10 protein-coding genes are annotated in these 11502 nt (G+C 64.7%); 7 read left to right on the top strand and 3 right to left on the bottom strand.

The window, feature by feature from the left end:
* Positions 1-156 precede the first annotated feature (156 nt).
* On the bottom strand, positions 157-540 hold the full coding sequence (locus B2747_RS18400) for a hypothetical protein (protein ID WP_291164463.1): 384 nt from the start codon (positions 538-540) through the stop codon (positions 157-159).
* A gap of 209 nt (positions 541-749) precedes the next feature.
* Between B2747_RS18400 and B2747_RS18395 the strand changes: the two genes are divergently transcribed.
* Positions 750-1691 (top strand): hypothetical protein, encoded by a 942-nt coding sequence (locus B2747_RS18395; protein WP_291164460.1) that lies wholly within the window; start codon positions 750-752, stop codon positions 1689-1691.
* On the opposite strand, the gene B2747_RS18390 is transcribed toward B2747_RS18395, so the two are convergent.
* Positions 1642-2049, bottom strand: coding sequence for a hypothetical protein (locus tag B2747_RS18390; RefSeq protein ID WP_291164457.1), 408 nt, complete (start codon positions 2047-2049; stop codon positions 1642-1644). The genes B2747_RS18395 and B2747_RS18390 overlap by 50 nt on opposite strands.
* A 427-nt stretch (positions 2050-2476) precedes the next feature.
* Between B2747_RS18390 and B2747_RS18385 the strand changes: the two genes are divergently transcribed.
* Genes B2747_RS18385 through B2747_RS18370 form a run of 4 tightly spaced genes read left to right on the top strand, consistent with a single transcriptional unit; the run spans position 2477 to position 6812 of the window.
* On the top strand, positions 2477-3430 hold the full coding sequence (locus tag B2747_RS18385; protein ID WP_291164454.1) for an ATP-grasp domain-containing protein: 954 nt from the start codon (positions 2477-2479) through the stop codon (positions 3428-3430).
* A gap of 5 nt (positions 3431-3435) precedes the next feature.
* A complete protein-coding gene (locus B2747_RS18380; RefSeq protein ID WP_291164450.1) occupies positions 3436-4794 on the top strand; it encodes a circularly permuted type 2 ATP-grasp protein in 1359 nt (452 codons plus the stop codon).
* Entirely contained in the window at positions 4794-5591 is a 798-nt protein-coding gene (locus B2747_RS18375; RefSeq protein ID WP_291164447.1) for a gamma-glutamyl-gamma-aminobutyrate hydrolase family protein, read from the top strand. The genes B2747_RS18380 and B2747_RS18375 overlap by 1 nt, the downstream gene beginning before the upstream one ends.
* A complete protein-coding gene (locus tag B2747_RS18370) occupies positions 5592-6812 on the top strand; it encodes a carboxylate-amine ligase (RefSeq protein ID WP_291164445.1) in 1221 nt (406 codons plus the stop codon).
* Between the two features lie 33 nt (positions 6813-6845).
* Here the strand turns inward: B2747_RS18370 and B2747_RS18365 are convergent, their stop codons facing one another.
* Positions 6846-7628 (bottom strand): SDR family NAD(P)-dependent oxidoreductase, encoded by a 783-nt coding sequence (locus B2747_RS18365; protein WP_291164442.1) that lies wholly within the window; start codon positions 7626-7628, stop codon positions 6846-6848.
* 75 nt (positions 7629-7703) lie between these two features.
* On the opposite strand from B2747_RS18365, the gene B2747_RS18360 reads away from it, so the two are divergent.
* Together B2747_RS18360 and B2747_RS18355 are read left to right on the top strand one after the other, a co-directional pair.
* Positions 7704-8798: an HmuY family protein gene (locus B2747_RS18360; protein WP_291164439.1), complete on the top strand. Its 1095-nt coding sequence runs from the start codon at positions 7704-7706 to the stop codon at positions 8796-8798.
* Between the two features lie 13 nt (positions 8799-8811).
* Complete coding sequence (locus B2747_RS18355; protein ID WP_291164437.1) at positions 8812-10941, top strand: TonB-dependent receptor plug domain-containing protein; 2130 nt, start codon at positions 8812-8814, stop codon at positions 10939-10941.
* The last annotated feature ends 561 nt before the right edge of the window (positions 10942-11502 follow it).

Here is an 11502-nt window from a genome sequence, read left to right as displayed (position 1 = left end):
AGACATTATTCAGGACGCGACAGTCGAACACGATCCCGTCTCTCAACTCATTCGTTGCTGGTCTCTCATTCTCTATTTCTGTCTCACCCTCTCATTTCCGATCCTCACCATCTGTCCGGTCTCAAATCACAGACACCAGACACGGGAGATGAGAGTCTACCCCGCGCGAAGTCCCGGCATGGGGAAGGGCGTGGCCAGGGCTTCCTGCGCCGCGGCAAGCACGGCTTCCGGCAGGGGCGCGGTGCCCGCGCGCTTGGCTGCTTCAATGACCATGGACAGCGCGCGGGCCTGGGCCGCGTAGGCCGCCAGCAGCGCACCGCCCGCGCCCGGCGTCGCGATGATGTCGTGGGCCAGAGTATCGAGATGCTCCGCCAACGCCGAGGTGGTGGACCCCACCACGCCATCCGCCCGCTCCGCGCGGGGGGCCGGTGGTGTCAGGCCCGGAAACCCCGACGGGGCAAGGGCTTCCTGAATGCGGCTGTTGGTTGCAGCGAGCGCGGCCAGTCTGCGGCGCGCCATCTGTGACGACTCGAACCCCACGCGAACTCTCCAGTTGGGTCATCTATAAAGAGCGCGCTTTTGGCGAAACTCTTGACAGATGGCGACCTGTTACATAAATGCGACAGTGATACCAGTGCGAAACCTGCGCGGCACTCCCATGCTCAGGCGGCGCACCCGGTAGGCTAGTGCTGCGGTAGTGCTGGACTTCCTGCAGGACCCCGTTCGAGCTCTCCCCACTCGGAGGCTGGATGCACGTCCTTAGCCCGGCTGCTGATCGTGACCTCGCCGCGCGTGACCTGGCCGAACTGGCTCGGGCCACGCTCGACGAGCACTGGGCCGTCGCCGCCATTCCGGCGGAACGCCGCAGCCTGTTGCTCGAGCGGGCAGAAGCCGCGGCCCTCTTGCCCGGCGATGGTCTGGGCGAGCCCATTGCCGACGGACTGGCCCTGCTGGGGACCGCCTACGAGCTGGCCGCCCTGGGCCAGTTGGAAGCGGCGCTCAGTCCCACGCCCAGCGCGGGTCGGGATCTTGCGCAGGCCGTGCTGGCCATGGGGGCGGCCCGAGCCTTCCGCTGCGCGGCCGCCCTGCGTCCCCCCCTGGACGAGGGTGAGTCGGCCACCAAGTGGGCGCTGCGTCTTGGCGCCCTGGCGCTGGTCTCCCGGCAAACCGAGAGCTACGTGCGCTGGTGGGAGAGCCGTCACCATGTGGCCGAGGTCGTCAAGCGCACGGCGCAGCGCCTCGACGCCGAGCCCTGGGAGCCCTACGCCCGCGGGACCCTCTGGATGGCCTGGCTGGGCCTCATGGGCGCTCCGGTGGCCGTGCTGCCCGAAACCGTGGCTGATGACCTGCCCATGCTGACCGCCACGCGCTCGCGGCTGGCTGCCTTCCGTGAACGTCGGGCGGACCACGATGTGCCCGGCGACGGCCCCGTGCTCAATGCGGCGGCCCTGCGCGCGCGCATGAACGAGTTTGCCATTCGTCATCTGGCGGACGCCACCGAGCTCCTCACGGTGGCCGTGCTCAGGCGCACGCTCCCCGATGTGTCCGCCGAGTTCAAGCTGCATCTCAGTGCAGCGCGCTCGGCCATGGCGGGCGATCATGGGCAGGACGTTTTGCTGGCGTGGTTGCAGGCTGCCGGCGTCACGCTGGCAGGCGGCGTGACCGCGCAGCTCGAACTCCCAGGATTTTAGTCCGCCCCGCCGCGCTACCCTTGGCACCACGCCACACGCGATAGACCCGACGACCCGTGGACCCCACGGGGAAGGTCACCGTGTGCCCACCGAGCGGGATAATGTCGGCCAGCAGGGCCCCCATGGCCAGCCGTTCGGCCTCCGAGGCCGGGACCGTACCCGCTCGCTCCTCGCCCTCAGCCGCGATGCGATACCACGCCGCGGCGCCGTCGGCATCCTCGATGCACAGCACATACTGGTCGTCTGCCGTCCAGAACGCCCGTACCTGCGTCGCGGCCTCGCCATTGTGGATAGGCAGGCTTGTGACAGGAGCGGGGTCCATGTGGCCGTTCGGGGCAGCAACCGGAGTCACGTGCATTGCGGAATTCCGTGAGGAGGCGGGATCGTGATCACCGATAATCACAGCGTTGCTGCATCATCGATGGGCGGGGATGTTATGACGATCCACGCGCTCACGCAATACGGGGGTACTCAGCTAAGTTGTTGACAGTATTGTCGATAGATGTTGAAATGCCTGTGGAAAACCCGCTAAGTGTCGATGTGGACATCGCCTGCAGTCAGAGCTGCTGTGGAAAAGCAGCTTCGTGAGTGTCTGCGAAACACATTGCCCAATATCCAGGTTTTCCACAGATACTAATGTCACAAACCTGTCTCACGAACAGCTTGTCGACATGATTGCCCGTCCATGCAAATCGGGCAAACTGGCTCTTCCTCGCTCCTCCCCATGGCGAAGAGTCCGTTCCTGTCGCACTATCCGGAATCCTGACCCCGCTTCCGGAGCCATCGTGACCCTGGACCCCCGTATTGGCTTGCTGGTCGGCCGTGAATGGTCGTTCCCCCCAGCGTTTCTTGAGGCCGTCGCCCGTCGCCAGTCCGGCGTACGCGCCGACTTCATTACGCTCGACGCCACGCGCATGGCGCAGCCCATTCCCTACACCCTCATCATTGACCGCATCTCCCACGAGGTCGGGTTCTACCGGGCCGTGCTCAAGCATGCGGTGCGCATGGGGGTGACGGTGGTGAACAATCCCTTCATGTGGTCGGCGGACGACAAGTTCTACGACGCCACGCTGGCGGTTCAGCACGGCGTCGCCCACCCGCGTACGCTCGTGCTGCCCAACAAGGACTACATCCCGGGCATCTCGCATACTGAATCGCTGCGCAATCTGGCCTATCCGCTCGATTGGGCCGGGGTGGCCGAGTACATCGGCTTTCCCTGCGTGCTCAAGGATGCGCACGGCGGCGGCTGGCGCGATGTCTATGTATGCGAAACCATGGAGGAACTGCTCCAGCACTACAATCACAGCGGCCTGCTGACGATGGTGGTGCAGGAGTTCATCCGATGGGACGCGTATGTGCGCTGCATGGTGCTCGGCCGCGAGAAGGTGCTGGTCATGCCGTACGATCCGCGTGAGCGGCGCTACATCCCGGACCCGGGCTACCTTGGGGCCGAACTCGAGGCGCGCTGTGCCGCCGACGCGCTCACGCTGTGCCGCGCGCTGGGCTATGACATGAACACCGTGGAGTTTGCGGTGAAGGATGGCGTGCCCTACGCCATCGACTTCATGAATCCCGCCCCGGACATGGACATCAATTCGCTCACGCCAGCCTACTTCGAATGGGTGGTGGAGCACATGGCGGACCTGGCCATCAAGCTCGCCACCGCGCCGCGGCCTGACATGATGCGCGAGCCACTCATTGGCCCGTCCGGCGCCGCCGTGTCACAAACGCGAGGTTGAGAGACTTGCCCACATCGCATGCCGCGATTGCCGCATATCACGCATTGCTGACCAAGGGCAGCCTCGCCGTCGACTCGGCCGAGGTGCTCGAGCAGCAGCTGCGCCGCATGGGGCTCTACTTCGGAGACCGGCCGCTGTGCAGCGTGCTGCGTCCGCGATTCCTGAGCATCGAGGCCTATCGCGAGATCGCGCGGGCGTCCGCGCTGGTGGGGCGCGCCTTCGAAAAGATTCGCGTGGCCGCCATGGCCGATTCCCGCTTGCGTGCGCAGTTCGGCTTGCTGGACTGGGAAGAGCATCTCGTGCATGTGCCGCCGGGCTATGCCGCGGCGAGCCCCACATCACGACTTGATGCGTTCTACACGCCGGAGACGGGCAGTCTCAAGTTCACGGAGTACAACGCCGAGACGCCGGCTGGTGCCGCGTTCAACGACGCCCTGGCTCGCGCCTTTTTGGCACTTCCGGTCATGCAGGCGTTCCAGGCCAGCCATGTGCCGCTGCCCATTCCGTCTGGAGCCGGCGTGGTGGATGCCTTGCTGCGGGCGTGGACGCAGTGGCGTGGAACGCGCGAGAAGCCGCAGATCGTAATTCTGGATTGGCGCGAGGTGCCCACATCCAACGAGTTCGTGCTGTTCGAGCAGGAGTTCGCGGCGCGAGGTCTCGAGGCGTTCATCGGCGATCCGCGCGACGCAGAGTTCAGCAACGGAAAGTTGACGGTGGCTGGGCGGCCGGTGACGTTCATTTACAAGCGCGTCCTGATCGACGAGCTGATCACGCGCGAAGGGGTCGATGGGCCGGTGGTTCGAGCTGTCAAAGCAGGTGCGGTGTGCATGGTCAACTCGTTCGGCTGCAAGCTCTTGCACAAGAAGGCTTCACTTGCCGTGTTGAGTGATGAACGGCAGACCACCCTGCTGGATGCCGACGAACGGGACGCAGTCTCACGGTTTGTGCCGTGGACCCGGGTCATGGAAGAGCGGCAGACCGTCTTCGCATCGGCCACCGTGGATCTCGTGCCCTTTGTATCGGCCAACCGCGAACGCCTCGTGCTCAAGCCCAACGACGACTACGGCGGCAAGGGGATCGTCCTGGGGTGGACGGTGGACGACGCAACCTGGAACGAAGCGATGCGTACGGCACTGGCCGAACCGTATATCGTTCAGGAACGGGTCACCCTGCCCAGTGAACCTTGGCCGATGGTGCTGGATGGTGCGCTGCATCTCGGCGATCGCATGCTCGATACCGCGCCCTTCATGACAGATGGGCAGATCATGAACGGCTGCCTGACCCGCATTTCCACGGACGCACTGCTGAACGTGTCGGCGGGAGGCGGTGCGAACGTTCCGACTTTTCTTGTTGAGGCCCGCTGATGTCCGCTCTGTATCGTCCGACCATCGGGCTCACGACCCAGACGCTGCACTCCATCGACGGCATTCCGCCGGCGCTGCCTTCGTCGTGGGTCATGAACCAGCGCTACTTCGTGGCCGCCACGAGTGTGGGCGCGGTGCCGTGGATGATTCCTTTGCTGGACGACGACCTGTTTACGCTGCGGGCCATCTATGAGCGTCTTGATGGACTGCTCATTCCCGGCGGTGTGGACATCAATCCGGCGGAGTATGGAGAGGCCGTGCGGCCTGAGTGTGGCAATCTCGATCCGGCGCGGGATCGTGTGGAACTGCAGCTGGTGCGCTGGGCGATTGCCGAGGGCAAGCCGGTGCTTGGGCTCTGCCGCGGCATGCAGATCATCAACGTGGCCCAGGGCGGCAGCATGTGGCAGGACCTTGCCTCACAAAAACCATCCTTCCACAAACACGACTTCTTCCCCACGGCGGGGTTCGCGCGCGATCATCTCGCGCACGAAGTGGATATCGTGCCTGGCACACGTTTGTCACGATTGTTCGAATGCACACGTTGTGCGGTCAACAGTATGCATCATCAGGGCGTGAAGGCCGTGGGGCGCGACCTGACGGTGTCGGCCACGGCCGACGACGGACTGGTGGAAGCGCTGGAGGGGACGGGCGACGGATTCCTTGTGGGCGTGCAGTGGCACCCCGAGGTGTTCGAGATGGCCGACCCGCACACGCGGCATCTGTTCGGCGGCTTTATCCAAGCGGCAGTAGAGTGGGCCACGACCAACGACACGTCCAAGGCGGGCGTGGGGGGCTGAATGCGCGGACCGAGTCTGACGGTAGGCATCGAAGAGGAGTACCAGATCATCGACCCGGTGACGCGTGATCTCACGCCCGGCTTCGATGCGCTGGTCACGAGCGACGATGCCACCGCCGCGGATGTGAAGGCCGAGCTGCATCAGTGCCAGGTGGAAATCGGTACGCGGCCTTGCGCGAACATCGCCGAGTTGCGCACCGACCTGGTCAAGCTGCGCGGACTGGTCATCAAGGCTGCCGGTCAGCATGGCCTGACCATTGCGTCGGCGGGCACCCATCCGTTCTCCAACTGGATGAATCAGGAGATGACGCCCAAGGAGCGCTATCTGGGCGTGAAGGCGGAGCTGCAGGACCTGGCGCATCGCCTGCTCATCTTCGGCACGCATGTGCATGTGGGCATTGAGGATCCGGAGTTCCGCATCGACTGCCTGAATGCCGCGCGGTACATCCTGCCTCACATTCTGTGCCTGTCCACATCGTCGCCGTTCTGGTTTGGACGCAATACGGGGCTGCACTCCTATCGCAGCATCGTCTTCAAGAATTTCCCGCGCACGGGCGTGCCGCGCATCATGAACGGCTGGAGCGACTACGCTGATCTCGTGGACACGCTCACGCGGACGCGCAGCATTCCTGATGGGTCCAAGATCTGGTGGGACGTGCGGCCGCACCACGTGTATCCCACGCTCGAGTTCCGCGTGTGTGACGTCAACACCCGCGTGGACGAAGCCGTCTGCATTGCCGCCATGTTGCAGGCGGTGGTGGCCAAGATGTGGAAGCTGCGCCGCGACAATATGACGTTCCGCGTGTACGCCTCGGATCTCATAGAAGAGAACAAGTGGCGGGCGGTGCGCTACGGCATGGGCGGCAAGCTGATCGACTTTGGCAAGAAAGAGGAACTGCCGGCGTCGGTGCTCATCCGCGAGCTCATCGAATGGTTTCTCGATGACGTGCTGGATGAGCTGGGGACCCGCAAGGAAGTCGAGTACGCCTATCGCATCATGGAGGAGGGCTCGAGTGCCCAGCGGCAATTGGCCACCTACGCGCGCACGGGAGACCTGCGGGCCGTGGTGGACCAGCTCATTCGCGAGACGGCGGAGGGTGTGTGCGAGCCCACGCTCGGGCCGCCGCTCGAGAGCTACGCCTCACCCATTCCCGTGGTGCACCAGCACGCGTCGCTTACGCCGCCGTCCAATCCGGCCGTGCGCGGGCAGTCTGTGCCCTAGCGCCGCTGTGGGACACGTCGGCCGGGGCAGGCCTCAGGGGTCCTGCCCGAGGCCCGCGTAATACTCGCGAACCCGCGCGGCCATGCCCGTGCGCGAATACACATCGGGTCGGCGATCCTCAATGACCTGCGCAATGACGGCGGCCACCTCGTCAGCCGTCTGAGCCATGGGGAGCTGGCGTGAGTCCACGCCGCCATGCAGGGCGTTGTTGCCAAACTCCGTGTGCACCACCCCCGGAGACACCAGCGAGAACTGGATGCCGGGGTGCTCGGCCTGCACCTCGTCGCGGAAGTTGATGGTGAGGCTGTCGAGAAAATGCTTGGCGGCACTGTAGGCCGCGCGTGGTACCACCGAGGGAATGCGCCCCAGCATGGAGGAGATGTTCACCACGTGGCCGCGCCCGACGAGGCGAAAGTGTGGGAGCACGGCCTGCATGCCATAGAGCGCACTCTTCACGTTCACGCGCATCATGTCGTCGAGGTCTTCGTCGGTGAGCGCGGACGGCAGGCGGGTGATGCCGCGGCCGACATTGTTGACGAGTACATCGAGTCGAGAGAACTCGGCGAGCGCGGTGTCCACCGCGTCGTCCATCTGACTGCGGACGGTGACATCGGCGACAACCGTGACCACCGGCGTGTCGTGCGCTTCGCGGATGGCGTTGGCTACGGCCTGGAGCTTGTCCGCGCGTCGGGCCACCAAGACCAGCGCATGCCGTCCGGCCAGCCGATGAGCGAGCGCTGCACCGATGCCGTCGCTGGCTCCCGTAATGAGAGTGACCGGGCGGGAGGGCGGCGGGGAAACCTGCGTAGTGGGCATGCCGTGCTTTCCGGGGTAGGGACCCTGTAGAATTACGTATGGAACAAAATTGCTCGGGATTCTAGCTTCCCGTGCATGAAAGCCCTTCTCAACTATCGATCGGTTTCCCGCCGCGCCCAGCAGCTGACCCTGCTCGGCGGTCTGGCCCTTCTCGGCGCCTGCGAGTCCGAATCCACCCCAACCGGCCCAGGCACGCCGGGTGGTGAACTGCAGCTGAACGAAATCCGGACACTGGCTCCGATCAATGCCACCAGCAACGATACGCTGGTGCACTTGAGTCTGGCCACGGGAACTTCGGTTCCGGCTAGCGGCGCCTGGGATATCGCCGTGCGGCGTTTCGAGGTGCGGCTGAACAGCCCCGCCATTGCCGGTGCGTCGAGCCGCAACGTGACCGCCTTCGCTGTGGCCGAGAACCGCGGCCTGACCAACGAGCAGTTCCTGGCACTGACGCCGGCGTCCACACTGGCCGCATTTGATGCCGTTCGCGCGCCGCAGATTCCGGCCGATACAGCCTTCAAGAGTGACCGTCTGGACAACAATCCCACGGGCTACCTGAACTTTGGTGGCGTGCCGTCGGCCAATGCCAATCGCTATTGGAAGGTGCGCACGGCCAACGGCGGCCACGCATTGTTCCGCGTGACAGCGCTGACGTTCACGCCGCAGGTGCAAGTGGCATCGATTGCCTTCGAAGTGCGGGTGCAGCAGGGCAGCACGCTCGGCGCGCCGCAGGCCTTCACCATCACGTCGCCCACGGCGCCGGTGAACATCAGCCTCGTGACGGCTTCGCAGGTCACGCCAAACGGCTGCAACTGGGACTTCCAGTTCAATCCGGCCACCACCGCGCTGACGCTGCTGCCCAATGGGGCCTGCAACGTGGCCACCTCGGCAGGTCCGGCCTCTCCCACGTTCGCTGCGGCCACCAGCGCGTCGGATGCGGCGCAGTACGTACCGTACCTGAGCACGCTGTCGGGACCCATTCCCAACTCGTCGTCGGACAAGATCGCTCCCTTCCTCTACAACCTTGCCGGCACGGGCAACCGTCTCTCGCCCACGTTCAACACGTATCTGGTGCGCTCGGGCGAGGCCACGTACAAGGTGCAGTTCATCAACTACTACAATGAGACGGGCGCGTCGGGCTACGTCACGTTGCGCTACGCCCGGATTCGTTGAGCCGATGATGCGAGTGTCTGGAATTCCAGCGCTGTGCCTCGGCACGCTGCTGCTCGCGTTGCCCACCCGCGCGCCGTTGCGTGCGCAGGGGACAGGTCGGGTGCGCGTGGTGAGTGCAGCCGATCGCGCGCCTGTTGTCGGCGCCGAACTGCGTGACAGCGTGGGGCAGGTGATCGCGCGCAGTGATGCAGAGGGTGTGCTGCGTTGGCCGGCTGATCGCCGCGCGGCCTCGGTGCGCGCGCTGGGATTCCGGATGTTCGTTGTGCGGGAAGCGGTGCGAGACACGCTGCTTGCTCTCGACCCGCTTCCCACCGTGTTGCCGGTGTTTACCACCACGGTGGGTCAGCGTGTCATTCGTGCGGCCGAGTCACCGCGCACGGTCACGGTGCTTGACCGGCGCGACATCGACGCCGCCGCTGCGGTATCGGCCAATCAGTTGCTGCGGCAGATACCCGGTTTGCAGGAGATCGCCAGTCCACCGGCGCGCACGAGCATCAGCATTCGCGGCTTCAGCGATGCGCGCGTGCTGGTGCTGGTGGACGGTGAGCCCATTCCGGGAACGCTCACGGACAGCCGTGACATTGGCCGGCTGAGCACACTGTCGGCCGAACGCATTGAAGTCACCAAGGGCCCGTCGGCCGTGGAGTTTGGTAGTGACGCCATTGGTGGCGTGATCAATCTGGTGCAGGCGGCGCCCACCAAGCGCTTCACGGTGGACGGCACGGCGCGCATGGGTGAGTTGGGACGTCAGGAAGCCAATGCCGGCGTGAGTCACACGGTAGGGCGATTCGGCTATCGTGTGAACGCCGGTTGGCGGCAGATGGATCAGGTGACGGGTGTGAATGCCAGCGGCAGCACGCTCAATCGTGTGTACGATGGTCGGCTCGATCTGCGGTATGCGGTGAGCGAACGTTTGAACTTTCGTGTTGACGTGCAGGGCACGCAGGAACGGCAGCGATGGCCCGTGGATGGCTTGTTCAACGGATTCATCGACAATATCGGCGGGCAGGGCTTTGTGGAGGGCAGCTACCGCGGCTTGGGTGGTGTGTGGCGTGCGCGCACCTTCGCACAGCGCTTCGCCTACCAGTACAAGCAGGCGCAGGGGTTGGTGCCCGTTGCCGGATCGGGTGATTCGCTGGAGCAGCGCGAACGTCTGTCGCGTACGCTGCTGGCCTACAGCCGTGTGCTTGGCCGTCACACCATCGATGCCGGCTTCCAGTTCAGTGCGCGCGCCCTGGCAGCGCCGGCCAAGGTGGACGGCGACAGCCTGACGGACCGTGTGCGCGAAGTGTATGTGCGCGACGCCTTCTCGCTGGGCCGCAGCCACTGGACACTGGGCGTGCGGCACACGGACGGCTCGCTGTGGGGCGCGGCCACCAATCCGTCGTTCGGCACGCGGGTGCAGCTCAGCGATCGGGTGTCGGTGCAGGCCAATCTGGCGCGTGGGTTTCGCGCGCCGGGTTTCAAGGACATCCGCTACACGTTCACCAACGTGTCGGGTGGCTACGAAATCATCGGCAATGCCAATCTGCGACCGGAGTCGTCGTGGAGTCGCTCTGTGGGGGCGTCGTGGGCGGCCAGCACGGCACTGGGTGTGGACGTGGAGTGGTATCACACGTCGGTCGACGATCTCATCGACACCCGATTCCAGAGCATCGGGGCGTCTGGTCTGCAGAGTTTTGCCAATGTGAACATTGCCCGGGCGCGCACGCAGGGTGTGGAGGTCACACTGCGTGGTTTGGTGGCCGGCACCGAGTGGTCGGTTGGGTATGATCATCTCTCGGCGCGTGACCTCGAGTTCAATGTGCCGCTCAGTCGCCGGGCGTCACACACGGCGCGCGCGCGCCTTTCGCGCCTGTGGGACATTCGTCAGGGGTTGACCACCGATGTGACGGCCCGCTACACCGGCGCGGCGCCGCTGGTGAGTTCCGGTTCGCTCGACGGGTCGGAGCCGCCGCGCATTACGGCTGAGCAGGGGGCCATGTTGTCGGTCGACCTGCAGTTCCGTCAGGCACTCTCGCGGACCTGGGAGCTGTCGGCTGGCGTGAACAACGCGCTCAATCAGCGACCGGCGTTGTGGACGCCGGCCTTCGATCGGCAGGCGTTTGCGGCGTTGCGCTGGCGGTTTCAGCAGCAGGACTGAGGGTTGGCTCCGGGTTCGGGGCGCGGCGACTGGCCGTCGTGTTTCTGCTGCATCGTTAACAGCTCACGCAGAGAACTACCAGAGAACCGCAGAGTACGCAGAGGACTGCAGTCTGGGCTGAACCGCCTTGTCGCGGATGACGCGGATGGGGCGGAAACTGCACGGATAAGAATGCAGTACATGTTGGGGCTACTCCTCTGCGTCCTCTGCGTGCTCCATTTCTTTGCGTGAGCTGTTCCCAGAACGCTGCCTCGTACAGCGGCCTCGGTTCATTGAACACATCAACGCAAGAATGATGAGACTTCATGATCTCCCGATTCCGATCCGTGTTGTTTCCGCTCCATCCGCGTCATCCGCGACAAGGCTTTTTGTTGACTGGCTGCCAAGACGGGGCGCGGCGATTGGCGGTGCTGCGGCCGCGAGACCGTCAACAGCTCACGCAGAGAACTACCAGAGAACCGCAGAGAACGCAGAGGACTGCAGTCTGGGCTGAACCGCCTTGTCGCGGATGACGCGGATGGGGCGGAAACTGCACGGATTGTCTAGTCCTGAAAAATGTCT

The sequence above is a fragment of the Gemmatimonas sp. UBA7669 genome (genome assembly GCF_002483225.1).
Lineage (GTDB): Bacteria > Gemmatimonadota > Gemmatimonadetes > Gemmatimonadales > Gemmatimonadaceae > Gemmatimonas.
This window is presented reverse-complemented; position numbering and strand designations above follow the sequence as displayed.

Excerpts from the sequence above, each read along its gene's own strand:
- B2747_RS18395 (WP_291164460.1), top strand. The coding sequence starts at position 750 with ATGCACGTCCTTAGCCCGGCTGCTGATCGTGACCTCGCCGCGCGTGAC.
- B2747_RS18390 (WP_291164457.1), bottom strand. The coding sequence starts at position 2,049 with ATGCACGTGACTCCGGTTGCTGCCCCGAACGGCCACATGGACCCCGCT.
- B2747_RS18375 (WP_291164447.1), top strand. The coding sequence starts at position 4,794 with ATGTCCGCTCTGTATCGTCCGACCATCGGGCTCACGACCCAGACGCTG.
- B2747_RS18370 (WP_291164445.1), top strand. The coding sequence starts at position 5,592 with ATGCGCGGACCGAGTCTGACGGTAGGCATCGAAGAGGAGTACCAGATC.
- B2747_RS18365 (WP_291164442.1), bottom strand. The coding sequence starts at position 7,628 with ATGCCCACTACGCAGGTTTCCCCGCCGCCCTCCCGCCCGGTCACTCTC.
- B2747_RS18360 (WP_291164439.1), top strand. The coding sequence starts at position 7,704 with ATGAAAGCCCTTCTCAACTATCGATCGGTTTCCCGCCGCGCCCAGCAG.